The organism is Labrenzia sp. THAF191a, assembly GCF_009363335.1.
GTDB classification, from domain to species: Bacteria; Pseudomonadota; Alphaproteobacteria; order Rhizobiales; family Stappiaceae; genus Roseibium; species Roseibium algicola.
This window is the reverse complement of sequence record NZ_CP045333.1, coordinates 4,196,096-4,212,192: the sequence shown is the minus strand read 5'-3', so window position 1 is coordinate 4,212,192 and position 16,097 is coordinate 4,196,096. Positions and strand designations below refer to the sequence as shown.

The window sequence follows — 16,097 nt, the reverse complement described above, 5'->3', positions numbered from 1 at the left end:
CTTTTGGTTTGCAGCCGCCCAGCTGTACGGGAATACCGGACAGTAAGGGTACAGGGTCGAATTTAGACGCGGAACTTTACAAAGGCAGAGCTTGGCTCTGCCTTTTTTCTTTGCGGAATAGCGTCAGTTTTCTTGCAAACCTGGCGGACTTGCCGTGGGATCCGAACAAATATACCCCGGAAGGCGCACCCGTCAGTTGGACGGGTGACTGTAGCTGCCGGTTGGCGGGTTGAGGAACGGAATGTCGTCCAGCCCGAATCCCGAGTTGCGCATACCGAGGTATCCGGCAAAAACCACAGTTGTCACGATGGTGGTCAGGATAATTACCCGACGGAATCGCGGCTGCTCGGGAGCGCTTGGCTCGGTTCCTGGTACAACCTCGCCTGCTTCTTCTTGCGTCCGGCGCATGCCGAACGGCAGGATGGCAAACAGAATGATCCACCAGAGCATGAAATAGATGGCCATGCCAAACGCGATGGACATGAATTAAGCCTCTTCAAGTTCGGTCAAGGTACCGAGAAAGTCCTTGGGATGCAGGAACAGCACAGGTTTGCCATGCGCCCCTATCTTCGGTTCACCGTCGCCAAGTACCCGGGCACCATCTGCCAGCAGCTTGTCGCGCGCGGCAATGATGTCATCAACCTCGTAGCAAACGTGGTGAATGCCACCTGAGGGGTTCTTTTCCAGGAACTTTGCAATAGGAGAATTCTCGCCAAGCGGCTCAAGCAGCTCGATCTTGGTGTTCGGCAAGTTGATGAACACCGTGCTGACGCCGTGATCCGGCTGCTCTTCCCTGGCTGAAACCTCTGCACCGAGAGTGTCCCGGTAGACTGCCGTTGCTGCCTCGATATCCGAAACCGCAATGGCGACGTGATTGAGCCGTCCGATCATTTGCAAACCTCCGCTGTCGGCGGCCACTCAGGCCGCCGTGATGACTATAGTTGGGTCACCATCACCTTGCAGAGCGTCTTTTTGCCCCAGACGTTCAGGATCTCGGACCGGGCTGCACGCCGCGCAGCCTCTGCAACCAGATCCTTGTCCTTGCGCCGGTTCTTCGGGATGCTGGTTACAGCGCCCCTGACAGCCTTGATGACGATATCCTCCATCGGATCACCTTCATCATCCGTGTCCGGCAAGCCCAACAGGACAACATTGGGGTCGTCCAGCAGCTCCCCGGATCGGTTGACCACCAGCGCGATCACCGCGGCGCCCGCAAACGAAAGCTTGCGCCGTTCCTTGACGCCGGTGACTTCCGGATCGTCCAGGATATCGCCGTCTTTCACCAGAATGCCTGACGGCGCCTCGTCGATGATACCGGCACGTCCCGCACTCAGGCGGATGATGTCCCCGTTCTTGCCGCGCACCACTTCAGGCACCCCGAGGTCCTTTGCGAACGCGGCGTGGGCGGCAAGATGCAACGGTTCCCCGTGGACGGGAAGCACGACTTTCGGCTGGACCAGTTTGTAAAGCTGCTCCAGTTCGCCCCTGCGCGGGTGACCTGACACATGCACAAGGGCGTCACGGTCGGTGATGATGTCGACATCCTTGTCGGCGAGGTTGTTCAGCACCTCACCAACGGCTTTCTCGTTTCCAGGGATCGTGCGCGAAGAAAAGATGACCATATCGCCCTTTGACAGCGCAATGTTGCGATGGTCGCCGGCTGCGATCCTGGCGAGGGCAGCGCGGGCTTCGCCTTGCGATCCCGTGCACAAAAGCACGGTCTTTTCCCGCGGCAGGTAGCCATAGGCCTCTTCATCGTGAAACGGCTTCAGTCCATCCAGATAGCCAAGCTCTCCGGCAACCTCGATCACCCGGTGCATAGAGCGGCCGACAATCACCATGTCGCGGTCGTTTGTAGCGGCAGCTTCCGCAATCGCCCGAATGCGGGCGACGTTGGATGCAAAGGTGGTGACCGCAATTCGCTTGTTGGCCTTTGCCATCACCTTTTTCAGCTCGACAGCAACATCTGCCTCGCTGGGGCTGACACCGTCACGGATTGCGTTGGTACTGTCACAGACAAGCGCCATCACCCCTTCCCGGCCGAGCTCGGCAAGCCGGTCCAGATCGATGGGAAGGCCGACGCCAGGCGTCTTGTCGATCTTCCAGTCGCCGGTGTGCAGCACCATGCCGGCAGGCGTGCGGATCGCCAGCGCGCAGGGCTCCGGAATGGAGTGCGCCATCGCAACAAATTCGACATCAAACGGACCAATCTTGTGGCGCTCGCCCTGCTTCACCACCGTCACCGGAACCTCTTCTGCTCCCGGCTCGCTTTCCGTCTTGGCTGCCAGCAGACCGGCAGTGAAGGCCGTTGCATAGACCGGTACCTTCAGGAAGGGCCACAGATGCAGGATCCCGCCGTAATGGTCTTCATGTGCGTGGGTAATCACCATGCCGGCGATATTGTCGACTTCATCTTCCAGGAACTTGATGTCCGGAACGACTACATCGATGCCCGGAAGCTCGGGTCCGGCGAAACTCACACCACAGTCGACGATCAGCCACGTCCGGTCATCTTCCGGACCATAGCCGTACAAACCGAGATTCATGCCGATTTCGCCAACCCCGCCCAGGGGCAGAAACACGATATCGTTGTTGTTGTTGTTTTTCTTGGCCGAAGCCATGGATTGCTCCTTTAAACGTCAGATCGGGCAACGGCCCGGCGCTCAAGCGCCAGGCAAAAACACATCACCCGCATAAATCGTTCGCTCACCGCCACCATCCTGTTTCAGGACCAGGTGGCCGCGCGCGTCCAAATCGGCAAAAGTGCCGGTAATTTCTTCCTGGGCAGTCCGAACCGTTATGGTCTTGCCCAGATGTGCCGCCCGTTTCAGCCAGGCCCGGCGAATTCCATCAAAGCCGCCCGGTTGCTGCCAGCGAGACAGGTTGTCCGCCAGCGTCTCCGTAAGACATTCGAACAACCGTTCAGCTGTTACCTGATAGCCCAGGCTCCTGAGGTCCGTCGCCTGATACAAGGACAACGGCGGGTGGGAAACGCAATTGACACCAAAACCAAGGACAACTGCCTGCCGGCCATCGTTAAGCGTTTCAGCCTCCAGCAGGATGCCGGACAGTTTCGAGCCCTCTACAAGCAGGTCGTTTGGCCATTTCAGGCTTACCAGTTGCAGTGTACCTGCGGCTTTGTCAACGGCTTCCGCCAATGCAACGGCAGCGGCGAGCGGCAATTCGCCGATCCGTTCAGCCGGTTTTGGGTCGATCAGAAGCAGGCTGGCGAACATGTTGCCTATCGGTGAGGACCAGTCACGCCCGCGGCGCCCGCGACCTGTGGTCTGCTCGTCCGCCCTGATCCACAGATGACCGGTGTCCCCTTGCCGTGCCTTGTCAAAACACAGCGAATTCGTGGAACCGACAGTTTCCAGCTCCACAAAGCGAAAGTCCGGCGCACCTGGCGCCGGACGTTCATGTCCATAACTTGTCATGCGGTCGATCAGAACAGCGACTGGGCAGCAGAGCTGGCCGCGCTGACGATCTGTCCCGGTGCCAGCCAGAAGAAGATCACGAAAACGCTCGACAGGCCCAGTACCACGCGCAACTCCATCGGCATGGCCTCGAAACCTTCAACTGGTTCGTCGAAGAACATGACCTTGACGATCCGCAGATAGTAATAGGCACCTACCACCGACGCGACCACGCCGATCACGGCCAGCGGGAAGAGACCGGCCTCGACGGCCGCGCTGAACACGTACCACTTGCCGAAGAAACCGACCAGCGGCGGAATACCGGCGAGCGAGAACATCAGCAGACCCAGCAGGATTGCCATCGGCAGGTTTGTCTGGGACAGCCCGGCCAGATCGCCGATCTCCTCGACCATGCCATCCTTGCGGCGCATGGACAGGATGCAGGCGAAGACACCAAGCGTCATGCCCATGTAGGCGATCATGTAGAAAATGACGCCTTCGACACCTGTCTGGGTGCCGGCAGCAAGACCCACCAGCGCGTAGCCCATGTGACCGATGGACGAATAGGCCATCAGCCGTTTCAGGTTGTGCTGGCCGATAGCTGCAAAGGCGCCGAGTGCCATCGATGCGATCGACACGAACACGATGATCTGCTGCCAGTCGTTGGTAACCGGCTGGAAGGCCTCGATCACGATCCGGACCAGCATGCCCATGGCGGCAACCTTCGGTGCAGCGGCGAGGAATGCGGTAACCGGGGTTGGCGCACCTTCATAGACATCCGGCGTCCACATGTGGAACGGAACCGCGGAAATCTTGAAGGCAAGACCGGCAAGAATGAAGGTCAGGCCGATCACCAGTCCGATGGAAGCGCCATCGTGGGACAGCGATTCCGCGATACCCTCGAAGGCCACCTGCCCGGTGAAGCCATAAACCAGCGACATGCCATAGAGCAGCATGCCCGACGACAGCGCGCCCAGCACGAAGTACTTCAGGCCGGCTTCGGTCGAACGCACGCTGTCCCGGTTGATGGCGGCAACGACATAGAGCGACAGGCTCTGCAGTTCCAGGCCGAGATAAAGTGCGATCATGTCATTCGCCGACAGCATCAGCATCATGCCGAGCGTCGCAAGAACGATCAGGATCGGATACTCGAAGTGGTCGAAGGACTGGCTCTTGGCATAGGCCCAGGACATGGCGATGGCAAAGAACGAACCTGCCAGCACCAGCAATTTGAGCAAGTAGGCGAAATCGTCCAGAACGAACGAACCGCCGAACGTTTCACCAAAGGCCGGCACGAACAGAAGCACCAGGAAGGTACCGCCGAGCAGGCCCATTGCTCCACCGAAGACGGCGTAGCTGACGCGCTTGCCGCCAAAGGCGCCGATCATAAGCAGCACCATGGCTCCGAGGGCCAGGATGATCTCCGGCAGAACCGGCTTGAGATCTGGCAATAGGGTCAATTCAGACATAGCTCTGTCTCGTCCTCGAAACCTAGTGGGCCGCCGCGGCAGTCGCTGCGTGCTGGACAACGCCAGCCGCGTCGAGCGCCGCGGTGTATTGATTGATGAGATTGTCGACCGCACCCTGGGTCACATCCAGGATCGCCATCGGATAGAAGCCGAAGAAGATCGTCAGGATGATCATGGGGATCAGGATAACCTTTTCCCTGAGGTTCAGGTCGAGGATCGACTTGAGGCTTTCCTTCTCCAGCGCGCCGAAGACGACGCGGCGATAGAGATAAAGCGCGTAGGCGGCAGACAGGATCACACCGGTGGTAGCAAAGAACGCCACCCACGAATTGACCTGGAACGCCCCCATCAGCGTCAGGATTTCCCCAACGAACCCGGAAGTACCCGGCAGGCCGACGTTGGCCATGGTGAATATCAGGAACGCAACCGCATACTTCGGCATCCGGTTGACCAGACCGCCATAGGCAGCGATCTCGCGGGTATGCATCCGGTCGTAGATCACGCCGACACAAAGGAAAAGCGCACCGGAGACAATGCCGTGGGAAAGCATCTGGAAGATACCACCCTGCACACCCTGCTCCGTCATCGTGAAGATGCCCATGGTCACGTAGCCCATGTGCGCGACCGATGAATAGGCAATCAGCTTCTTGATGTCTTCCTGGGCGAGCGCCACAAGCGACGTGTAGATGATCGCAACCACAGACAGCGTGAACACGAAGGGTGCGAACATGTCGGAGGCAAGCGGGAACATCGGCAGGGAGAAGCGCAGAAAGCCGTAGCCGCCGAGCTTCAGGAGCACGCCCGCCAGAATGACGGAACCGGCAGTCGGTGCTTCCACGTGTGCGTCCGGCAACCAGGTATGCACCGGCCACATTGGCATCTTCACGGCAAAGCTCGCGAAGAAGGCCAGCCACAGCCATGTTTGCATCCCGCCCGGGAACTGATGCGCCAGCAGCGCTTCAATGTTGGTGGTGCCTGCGTTCCAGTACATCGCCATGATCGCGATCAGCATCAACACCGAGCCGAGCAGCGTGTACAGGAAGAACTTGTAGGATGCATAGACCCTGCGCGCACCGCCCCACACACCGATGATCAGGAACATCGGAATGAGGCCAGCTTCGAAGAACACGTAGAACACGACCAGATCCAGCGCGCAGAAGACGCCGATCATCAGCGTTTCCAGAACGAGGAAGGCAATCATGTATTCCTTCACCCGCTTCTGAACGCTGTCCCAGGAGGCCAGAATGCAGAACGGCATCAGGAAGGTCGTGAGGATCACGAAGAGGACGGAAATACCGTCAACGCCCATGCGGTAGCTGATGTTGCTTCCAAGCCATTCCCGGTGTTCCACGAACTGGAAGCCGGAATTGGCGTAGTCGAAATTGCCCCAGATGAACAGCGACAGAAGGAAGGTCACCGAGGTGGTCACAAGAGCGACCATCCGGATGTTCTTCTTGCTGCCCTCGTCATTCCCCGGGACCAGGAGAATGAAGAGCACGCCCAGCAGCGGCAAGAACGTCGTGAGTGACAGAATTGGCCAGTCAATCATTAGTGTGCACCCCCGCCGGTGCCTGCACCGGTGAACATCGACCAGGTGATAAGCGCAGCCACACCGATCAGCATCGCAAATGCATAGTGATAGAGATATCCGGTCTGCAGGCGGACGACCCAGGCGGTCACATTCTGAACACGGGAAGCAACACCGTTCGGGCCATAGCCGTCGATCACGGTGCCATCGCCCTTCTTCCAGAGGACCCGGCCGAGCCACATGGCAGGACGGATAAAGATGAAGTTATAAAGCTCGTCGAAGTACCACTTGTTGAGCAGGAACTGATAGAGGCCGGAATGGCGCTCCGCCAGCTGCTTCGGCATTTCCGGAGAGCGGATGTAGAACTGGTAGGCTACCAGGAAGCCGAGCACCATCATGACGAACGGGGAAACCTTCACCCATCCAGGCACTTCGTGCATGGCATGCAGGATGTGGTTGGTTTCACTGTTGAACAGTGCGCCCTTCCAGAATTCTGCATAACCTTCGCCGTAGAACGAACCGTAGAAGACCATGCCCGCCAGCACAGCGCCGATGGACAGGATGAACAGCGGCACGGTCATCACCAGTGGCGATTCATGCACGTGTTTCATCACATCGACAGGCGCACGCGGCTTGCCGTGGAAGGTCATGAACGTCAGGCGCCAGGAATAGAACGACGTCAGCGCAGCAGCGATAACGGTCATCCAGAAGCCGTAGAGGGCCATCGGATTGGCGTGTTCACCCACGGAACCGGCAAAGGCTGCCTCGATGATCGCATCCTTGGAAATGAAGCCGGCGAAACCGATATGGGTAAATGGAATGCCCACACCCGTCAGGGCCAGCGTCCCGATCATCATCGTCCAATAGGTAATCGGAATATGCTTCCGAAGACCACCCATCTTGCGCATGTCCTGCTCGTCGGAAACGGCGTGGATCACCGAACCCGCGCATAGGAACAGCAGCGCCTTGAAGAAGGCGTGGGTGAACAGGTGGAAGATACCGATCGAATAGGCGCCAACGCCAAGTGCAACGAACATGTACCCGAGCTGCGAACAGGTCGAATAGGCGATCACGCGCTTGATGTCGTTCTGCACCAGACCGACAGTTGCGGCGAAGAAGGCCGTCGTCGCACCAAAGAACACGATGACCGTCAACGCGGTGTGCGAAAGTTCCATCAGCGGTGACAGACGAGCCACCATGAAGACACCGGCGGTCACCATCGTCGCGGCATGGATAAGCGCGGACACGGGTGTCGGGCCTTCCATGGCGTCCGGCAGCCAGGTGTGCAGCAGGAACTGCGCCGACTTGCCCATGGCTCCCATGAACAGCAGCAGGCAGACAATCGTCATCGCTGCATGCGGATCAAGATGGTAGCCGAGGAATGTCATCACCTCGCCGTGCTCCTGGATGAAGGACGGCGCGTCGTTGAAGATGGTGGTGAACTCGATGCTCTGGAACAGATAGAAGACGCCGAAGATGCCGAGCGCAAATCCGAAGTCACCAACGCGGTTGACGACGAATGCTTTGATGGCGGCCGCGTTTGCGGACGGTTTCTGATACCAGAAGCCGATCAGAAGATAGGAGGCAAGGCCCACACCTTCCCAGCCGAAGAACATCTGCAGAAGGTTGTCTGCCGTTACCAGCGACAGCATCGCGAAGGTGAAAAGCGACAGATAGGCGAAGAAACGCGGCCGGTGCGGGTCATGGTGCATGTACCCGATGGAATAGACATGCACGAGCGCGGACACAGTGGTCACGACGATCAGCATCACGGCGGTCAGCGTGTCGACCCTGATGGACCAGGACACCTTCAGATCACCGGTATCGATCCAGCGGAACAGATCGACGATCTGCATTTCCGAGCCGCCGAGCCAGAACCCGAAGAAAGTGATCCAGGACAGCAGCGCAGCAAGGATCAGGAGACCACTGGTAATATATTCACTGGCCTTGGCGCCGATGGCGCGGCCGAAAAGACCGGCGATCAGGAAGCCGATCAGCGGCAGGAACAGGATTGCGGAATACATCAGCTCCTACCCTTTCATCACGTTGACGTCTTCCACGGCGATGGAGCCGCGGTTCCGGTGGAAGACCACCAGGATCGCAAGGCCGATGGCGGCCTCTGCGGCAGCCACGGTAAGAACCAGCATGGTGAAGATCTGGCCCATCATGTCGCCGAGGAACGACGAAAAGGCGACAAAGTTGATGTTCACCGACAGCAGCAGCAGTTCGATAGACATCAAGATAACAATCACGTTTTTCCTGTTCAGGAAGATCCCGAAGATCCCGATCGTGAACAGGATCGCCGCGACCGACAGATAGTGCGACAGACCGATTTCCATGGGCGCCTCGCCGTGCTCCCCTCGTTTACCCCAACCGGAAACAGCACGGAGGAGCGTGCAGGTTCCCGGACTTTCTCGAAAACGCAACCAGGTTGCGTCAGATACCCTTGCCCGTTTCCACCTTGCGGACCTCAACTGAGGCTTCGCGGTTTCGCGCAACCTGGTCCGGAATGCTTTGACGTTTGACATTCGGCTTGTGGCGCAGGGTCAGGACGATTGCCCCGATCATGGCCACCAGAAGAACCAGGCCAGCGACCTGGAAGAAGTAGATGTATTTGGTGTAGAGCACAGACCCGATCGCCTGGATGTTGCTCACGTCGCTAAGTGCCGGCATCGGCTCCGCGCCGTGTCCAAGAACACCCGGTGCAATGATCCAGGCCCCCAGCCCCATCAGCAGCTCGACCATCAGGATCACGCCGACCAGCGCGCCGACCGGCAGATACTGCAGGAAGCCCTGTCGCAGTTCGACGAAGTCCACATCAAGCATCATGACGACGAACAGGAACAGCACAGCCACCGCGCCGACATAGACGACCACCAGCAGCAGGGCCAGGTATTCGGCGCCCAGCAGAATGAAAAGACCTGCGGAATTCACAAACGCCAGGATCAGGAACAGTACCGACGTCACCGGATTGCGCGACGCGATCACCATGAATGCTGACGCCAGGGTGACGCCGGCAAACAGGTAGAAAAAGAGGGCTTTCAGGATCATTTCGAAGACCTGCCTGTCGTGTGGCCTTGCGGCCGGAAGTGCGGTGCCCGGCCGGATTGCCGGGCTGGAAACCATTGTTGGGTATGCTCCTAACGGTAAGGAGCATCCATTTCAATGTTACGGGCAATTTCGCGTTCCCAACGGTCGCCGTTCGCAAGCAGCTTTTCCTTGTCGTAGTAAAGCTCTTCGCGGGTTTCCGTGGCGAATTCGAAATTCGGGCCCTCGACGATTGCATCCACAGGGCAAGCTTCCTGACAGAAGCCGCAATAGATGCATTTGACCATGTCGATGTCGTAGCGCGTGGTACGGCGCGTGCCGTCGTTGCGCCGCGGTCCGGCCTCGATGGTGATTGCCTGTGCCGGGCAGATGGCTTCGCACAGCTTGCAGGCAATGCAGCGTTCTTCGCCGTTCGGATAACGGCGCAGGGCATGCTCACCCCGGAAACGCGGGCTCACCGGGCCCTTCTCGAACGGATAATTGACCGTTGGTTTCGGCTTGAAGAAGTAACGCATCGCCAGAACGAAGGCCGACACGAACTCCTGCAGAAACAGCGATTTGACGGCTTGACTAAGTCCCATCGCTTTTAGCCTCTCTTTCCTCAACCAGCCAGCTGACTGGCGGCCCAATAGCCGATGATCGGGAAGCCGAACACCGGAACTCCAAAAACCAGTGCGCCCAGGAGCGCCTTGTGTCTGGCCGCGACACCACCGTCGCCGCCAGCTTGTCTGTTTTTCGTCTCCGCCGCCTGAAGCATCCCCTTCAGGATCTTCCAATCGAGCCAGCCGACATAAAGACCGACGGCGGCACCGATTGCACCGGCGAGCGAGATCGTCACGCTGCGCCCGGTGCCCAGCCCATGATCATCAGGACTGCGGCGACGACCACGACCATGGCCAGCGACAGCGGCAGGAACACTTTCCAGCCCAGGCGCATCAGTTGGTCATAGCGATAACGCGGAACCATTGCCTTCACCATGGCGAACATGAAGAAGCCAAGGAAACACTTCAGCAGGAACCAGACGATGCCCGGCACCCAGGTGAACGGTGCAAAATCGAACGGTGGCAGCCATCCGCCCATGAAGAAGATGCTCATAAGCGCGCACATCAGGCAGATGGCGACATATTCACCGAGCATGAACATCATGTACGGAGTTGAGCCGTATTCCACCATGAAGCCGGCAACCAGTTCCGATTCCGCTTCCGCAAGATCGAACGGCGGACGGTTGGTTTCAGCCAGTGCAGAGATGAAGAACACCACGAACATCGGGAACAGCGGCAACCAGTACCAGTTCAGGAACGATAGCCACGGCACACCCAGCATGTTGGCGAGGCCGGTTTCCTGTGCCTGCACGATACCGGTCAGGTTCAAGGTGCCGGCACAAAGCAGCACTGTCACGATGACGAAACCGATGGAAACCTCATAGGAGACCATCTGAGCGGCCGAACGCAGCGCTGACAGGAACGGGTATTTGGAGTTGGAAGCCCAACCACCGATAATCACACCGTAGACTTCCAGCGACGACACTGCGAAGACGAATAGTACACCGAGATTGATGTTGGCAATCACCCAACCGTCGGCAACCGGAATAACGGCCCAGGCCGCCAGCGCCAAAAGCACGGATACCAGTGGAGCCAGCAGGAACAGAACCTTGTTGGATCCAGACGGGATCACCGGTTCTTTCAGAACGAACTTCAATAGATCGGCGAAACTTTGCAGCAAGCCCCAGGGACCAACCACGTTCGGGCCGCGGCGAATCTGCACGGCAGCCCAGATCTTGCGATCCGCGTAAAGCACGTAGGCGACAATCACCAGAAGCACGACCATCAGCAGAATGCTCTGGAATGCCATCCAGAGGAACGGCCAACCGTAGGTCGTCATGAACTCAGCCATATCGGTCCCCTACCCCTTATTCTGCTGCTTCTGCCGCTCGCGTCTTGGCGAGCGCCGAGCACTCGGCCATCGTCTTGGACGCGCGAGCGATCGGGTTGGTCAGGTAAAAGTCGCGGATCACGTTGGCAAAGCCCGCGCTATCCATCTTGGCCTTGGCGTTGCCAAGCTTGGCGATATCGCCAGCATCACCTGCCTCGATCGCATCGATGCCCGTCATGTGCGGAACAGCTTCGAACAACTTTGAGCGCAATTCGGCAAGAGAGTTGAACTCAAGCGTCTGGCCAAGCACCGCGGACAATGCGCGAAGGATCGCCCAGTCTTCGCGGGCATCCCCCGGAGGGAAAGCAGCCCGGTCGGCCATCTGGACGCGACCTTCGGTGTTGACGTAGATCGCGGATTTCTCCGTATAGGCAGCGCCTGGCAGGATAACGTCGGCGCGGTGCGCGCCGCGGTCGCCATGCGTTCCCTGGTAGACAACGAATGCGCCTTCCGGGACTTCAACTTCATCGACACCCAGCAGGAACAGCACGTCAAGCGCACCCGGCTCCAGCATGGAGCCTGTGTCCTTGCCGCCCTCACCCGGTACAAAACCGAGATCGAGAGCGCCAACCTGGGACGCTTCGGTATGCAGGATGTTGAAACCGTTCCAGCCGTCCTTGACGACACCAAGCGCCTTGGCGGCTGCAGCAAGCGTCGCGAGCACTTCAGCCCCATCCGGACGGTTCAGCGCGCCCTGGCCGATGATGAACATCGGGCGTTCGGCCTTTGCCGGAGCGTGGTTCACGAATTCCTTCAGGCTGTCCGGACCGGCACCCAGATAAGTTACCGGATAGGTCAGGTCGGCATTTTCACCAATCAGGCCGATGGTCACGTCGCCTTGGACCCAACGCTTGCGGATGCGAGCGTTCAGAACCGGAGCTTCCTGACGCGGATTTGTGCCGATCAGCATGATCGCGTCAGCGTCTTCAATGCCCTGGATCGTGCTGTTGAAGAGATAGCTTGCGCGGCCGTTCTTCGGATGCAGCGGAGACCCCGGGAAACGGCTGTCGATGTTGGCAACGCCGAGTTTGTCCATCAGCGCCTTCAGCGCGAACATGTCCTCAACGCCTGCCATCTGTCCAGCCAGAGCACCGATTTTGTCGGCGCTCGCGCCTTTTACCTTTTCCGCGATGATCTGGAACGCTTCACCCCAGGAAACGGGCTGCAGCTTGCCGTCCTTCTTGGCATAAGGCCGGTCAAGGCGCTGGGTCTTCAGACCGTCCCAGATGTAACGGGACTTGTCGGAAATCCACTCCTCGTTGACCTCTTCGTTGAGCCGCGGCATCACCCGCATGACTTCCTTGCCGCGTGTGTCGACACGGATAGCGGAACCGACCGCGTCCATCACGTCGATGCTTTCGGTCTTGGTCAGTTCCCACGGACGGGCGTGGAATTCGTAAGGCTTGTGGGTCAAGGCACCAACCGGGCAAAGATCTGCCACGTTGCCCTGCATTTCCGACGACAGGGCTGCCTCGAGATAGGTGGTGATTTCCGCATCTTCGCCACGGCCGACCAGACCCATGTCAGTGACACCACACACTTCGGTGGTGAACCGCACACAACGCGTGCAGTGAATGCAGCGGGTCATGATCGTCTTGATCAGCGGACCGATTTCCTTGTTCTCAACGGCGCGCTTGTTCTCGTGGAACCTGGAACCGTCGACGCCATAGGCCATCGCCTGGTCCTGCAGATCACACTCGCCGCCCTGGTCGCAGATCGGGCAATCCAGCGGGTGGTTGATGAGCAGGAACTCCATCACGCCTTCGCGGGCCTTCTTGACCATCTCGGACTTGGTTTCGACCACCGGCGGCTCGCCGTTCGGGCCCGGACGTAGGTCCTTCACGCCCATGGCACAGGAGGCGGTCGGCTTGGGCGGTCCGCCCTTCACTTCCACCAGGCACATGCGGCAGTTGCCGGCGATAGACAACCGGTCGTGGTAACAAAACCGCGGAACCTCGGCGCCCGCCTCTTCACAGGCCTGAAGCAGCGTGTAGTCCGCCGGGACATCCACTTCCTTGCCGTCGATGATGAGCTTCGTCATCCGTTGCTCTCCAAATCCCGTTCCGCTTACTCAGCCGCCACCATGGTCGAAGAAGACTTCGACTTGGCGACATAGTCATCGATGCGTTGCTCGATAACAGGCCGGAAATTCTTGATCAAACCCTGGATCGGCCAGGCGGCCGCGTCCCCGAGTGCACAAATCGTGTGGCCTTCGACCTGCTTGGTTACCTTGAACAGCATGTCGATTTCCTCATAGGAGGACTCGCCCTTGACCATTCGTTCCATCACACGCCACATCCAGCCCGTGCCTTCGCGGCACGGTGTGCACTGGCCGCAGCTCTCGTGCTTGTAGAAGTAGGACAGGCGGGCAATGGCCTTGATGATATCCGTCGACTTGTCCATCACGATCACGGCTGCAGTCCCCAGGCCGGAGCCAAGGCCGCGCAGCGTGTCGAAGTCCATCGGCGCGTCCTTGATCTGCTCTGCCGTCAGGCACGGAACAGACGAACCACCCGGAATAACCGCGAGAAGGTTGTCCCAGCCACCGCGGATACCGCCGCAATGCTTGTCGATCATTCCGGCAAACGGAATGCCCAGCTCTTCCTCGAAGGTCGACGGCTTGTTGACGTGGCCGGAAACACAGAAAAGCTTGGTGCCGGTGTTGTTCGGACGGCCGAGCGCCGAGAACCATGCAGCACCGCGGCGCAGGATGGTCGGAGCAACCGCGATCGATTCAACGTTGTTCACCGTGGTCGGGCAACCGTAAAGACCGACGTTTGCCGGGAACGGCGGCTTCAGGCGCGGCTGGCCCTTTTTGCCTTCCAGACTTTCCAGCAGCGCGGTTTCCTCGCCGCAGATGTAAGCGCCGGCTCCATGGTGGACATAAATGTCGAAGTCGTAGCCGTTCTTGTTGTTCTTGCCGATCAGACCGGCGTCATAAGCCTGGTCGATCGCAGCCTGCAAACGCTCGCGCTCGCGGATGAATTCACCGCGAACATAGATGTAGGCAGCAATGGCACCCATCGCATAACCGGCAACAAGGCACCCCTCGACCAGCGTATGCGGGTCATGGCGCAGTATCTCGCGGTCCTTGCAGGTGCCCGGCTCGGATTCGTCGGCGTTGACGACGAGATATGCCGGGCGGCCATCTGATTCCTTGGGCATGAACGACCATTTCAGGCCGGTCGGGAAACCGGCACCGCCGCGGCCACGCAGACCTGAATCCTTCATTTCCTGAACGATCCAGTCGCGCCCCTTGTCGATGAGGCCCTTGGTATTGTCCCACTGTCCGCGCTTCTTGGCGCCTTCCAGGCCCCAGTCGTGGAGACCGTAGATATTGGTGAAGATCCGATCCTGATCCTTCAGCATCTCTTCCCCCTAGTCTTCGCTCTTGGAGGAGGCCACTTCACCGGCTTCCACGCGCTTGGAAAAATCTGTTTCACCACCGGATGCCAAAACCTTGGCCTGCTCTATCCAGCCATCACGTTCGATACGGCCCTTGAACTTCAGGCGGCTGTCGACCCAGGCAACTTCCTGCGGCCCCCATGAGGCGACCTGATCGAAGTGGAAAAACCCGAGTTCGTTGAGTGTCGCTTCCAGTTTCGGACCGACACCCTTCAGCTTCTTCAGGTCGTCCGGCTTGCCGCCGCGCGCTTCCTTCAGAAGTTCAGGTTCTTTTTCCTGACCGTCGGTGCTTCCACTGGTGTCGGCTGTGCGGGCAACTTCAACTTCGGCACGGTCGTCGGAATCAGGCTTGCCCTTGTTCTGACTGCGCGCAGCAGGCGTAGCTGCTTTTTCCGCCTTGGCTTTCTTGGCCGGTTCAGCCTTTGCCTCAGCCTTCTTGGGCGCGGCTGCCGCCGGAGCTGCGCTCGCCTTGGCGGATTTGGCTGCATGCGCCGCCTTTACCTTGGCAACAGCATCTTCTGCAGGTGTCGGCACGCCATCATAGTCGTTGCCACCTGCATTGATCGGTGCGCCGGCAAAAGCATGAGACGCCTTTTCCGCACCGTCGACCAGGTGGGGAACCGGCAGCTCGCCCTTCGTGTTGTCATCGATTTCGGTGAGCGACGTCTGACCGCCTTCGGCCATTGCAAAACGGCGGCCGTTCTGCGGACCCGGCGTTACTTCCTTGCCGGCGGCGATATCGTCGATCAGCTGGTTGAAGCTGTCTTCCGTGAGGTCTTCATAGGTATCCTTGAAGATCTGAACCATCGGCGCATTCACACAAGCACCAAGACACTCGACTTCTTCCCAGGAGAACATGCCATCCTCGGAAATCTCGTGCATGTGCTTGGCAATGCGGCTTTTGCAGATCTTGATCAGGTCTTCCGACCCGCGCAGCTGACACGGCGTCGTGCCACAGACCTGAATATGGGCCTTCTTGCCGACCGGCTGCAGCTGGAACATGGTGTAGAACGTCGCCACTTCCAGAACGCGGATCTTCGGCATGTCGAGCAGGTCCGCGATATAGCGGATTGCCGGCTCACTCACCCAACCTTCGTTCTGTTCCTGCGCACGCCACAAAAGCGGAATGACCGCGGAGGCCTGGCGGCCTGCCGGATAACGGTCGATCAGCTTCTTTGCCCAGTCGAGGTTCTTCTCGGTGAACGCGAAGCTTTCTGGTTGTTCCGCGGCAAGTCGGCGAACTGCCATGGTGTTATCCCCGTTCTGTCAAAATGACCGGAGCCGGACGGGCGGCTGCCA

General features: G+C 59.0%; 15 protein-coding genes. All 15 read right to left on the bottom strand.

Going from position 1 to position 16,097, the window contains the following annotated elements; all coding sequences use genetic code 11:
* Positions 1–192 precede the first annotated feature (192 nt).
* Positions 193–483 (bottom strand): DUF1467 family protein, encoded by a 291-nt coding sequence (locus FIV05_RS19440; protein ID WP_022998440.1) that lies wholly within the window; start codon positions 481–483, stop codon positions 193–195.
* Positions 484–486: 3 nt separating this feature from the next.
* Complete coding sequence (gene mce, locus FIV05_RS19435; protein ID WP_006934701.1) at positions 487–891, bottom strand: methylmalonyl-CoA epimerase; 405 nt, start codon at positions 889–891, stop codon at positions 487–489.
* 44 nt (positions 892–935) lie between these two features.
* Entirely contained in the window at positions 936–2,621 is a 1,686-nt protein-coding gene (locus FIV05_RS19430) for a ribonuclease J (protein ID WP_152510661.1), read from the bottom strand.
* A 42-nt stretch (positions 2,622–2,663) separates the two neighbouring features.
* Positions 2,664–3,437, bottom strand: coding sequence for a biotin--[acetyl-CoA-carboxylase] ligase (locus tag FIV05_RS19425; RefSeq protein ID WP_173013889.1), 774 nt, complete (start codon positions 3,435–3,437; stop codon positions 2,664–2,666).
* A gap of 8 nt (positions 3,438–3,445) precedes the next feature.
* On the bottom strand, positions 3,446–4,885 hold the full coding sequence (gene nuoN, locus FIV05_RS19420; RefSeq protein WP_022998437.1) for an NADH-quinone oxidoreductase subunit NuoN: 1,440 nt from the start codon (positions 4,883–4,885) through the stop codon (positions 3,446–3,448).
* Between the two features lie 22 nt (positions 4,886–4,907).
* Entirely contained in the window at positions 4,908–6,434 is a 1,527-nt protein-coding gene (locus tag FIV05_RS19415) for an NADH-quinone oxidoreductase subunit M (protein ID WP_152510660.1), read from the bottom strand.
* Complete coding sequence (gene nuoL / locus FIV05_RS19410; RefSeq protein ID WP_152510659.1) at positions 6,434–8,437, bottom strand: NADH-quinone oxidoreductase subunit L; 2,004 nt, start codon at positions 8,435–8,437, stop codon at positions 6,434–6,436. Before nuoL ends, FIV05_RS19415 begins: the two co-directional genes overlap by 1 nt.
* Positions 8,438–8,443: 6 nt before the next feature.
* Positions 8,444–8,752 (bottom strand): NADH-quinone oxidoreductase subunit NuoK, encoded by a 309-nt coding sequence (gene nuoK, locus FIV05_RS19405; RefSeq protein WP_006934707.1) that lies wholly within the window; start codon positions 8,750–8,752, stop codon positions 8,444–8,446.
* Between the two features lie 97 nt (positions 8,753–8,849).
* Positions 8,850–9,464 (bottom strand): NADH-quinone oxidoreductase subunit J, encoded by a 615-nt coding sequence (locus tag FIV05_RS19400; RefSeq protein ID WP_031268414.1) that lies wholly within the window; start codon positions 9,462–9,464, stop codon positions 8,850–8,852.
* An 89-nt stretch (positions 9,465–9,553) separates the two neighbouring features.
* Positions 9,554–10,042, bottom strand: coding sequence for an NADH-quinone oxidoreductase subunit NuoI (gene nuoI, locus FIV05_RS19395; RefSeq protein ID WP_006934709.1), 489 nt, complete (start codon positions 10,040–10,042; stop codon positions 9,554–9,556).
* A 20-nt stretch (positions 10,043–10,062) separates the two neighbouring features.
* Positions 10,063–10,299 carry a hypothetical protein gene (locus tag FIV05_RS19390; protein ID WP_006934710.1) on the bottom strand — a complete coding sequence of 79 codons (237 nt, stop codon included), beginning with the start codon at positions 10,297–10,299 and terminating at the stop codon, positions 10,063–10,065.
* The gene (gene nuoH / locus FIV05_RS19385; RefSeq protein ID WP_031268412.1) at positions 10,296–11,354 is read right to left on the bottom strand and encodes an NADH-quinone oxidoreductase subunit NuoH; all 1,059 of its coding nucleotides are present in this window, start codon (positions 11,352–11,354) and stop codon (positions 10,296–10,298) included. Before nuoH ends, FIV05_RS19390 begins: the two co-directional genes overlap by 4 nt.
* A gap of 16 nt (positions 11,355–11,370) precedes the next feature.
* Positions 11,371–13,434 carry an NADH-quinone oxidoreductase subunit NuoG gene (nuoG, locus tag FIV05_RS19380; RefSeq protein WP_062488657.1) on the bottom strand — a complete coding sequence of 688 codons (2,064 nt, stop codon included), beginning with the start codon at positions 13,432–13,434 and terminating at the stop codon, positions 11,371–11,373.
* Between the two features lie 26 nt (positions 13,435–13,460).
* Positions 13,461–14,762 (bottom strand): NADH-quinone oxidoreductase subunit NuoF, encoded by a 1,302-nt coding sequence (gene nuoF / locus FIV05_RS19375; RefSeq protein ID WP_152510658.1) that lies wholly within the window; start codon positions 14,760–14,762, stop codon positions 13,461–13,463.
* 9 nt (positions 14,763–14,771) lie between these two features.
* A complete protein-coding gene (locus FIV05_RS19370) occupies positions 14,772–16,046 on the bottom strand; it encodes an NADH-quinone oxidoreductase subunit E (RefSeq protein ID WP_152510657.1) in 1,275 nt (424 codons plus the stop codon).
* Positions 16,047–16,097 lie beyond the last annotated feature (51 nt).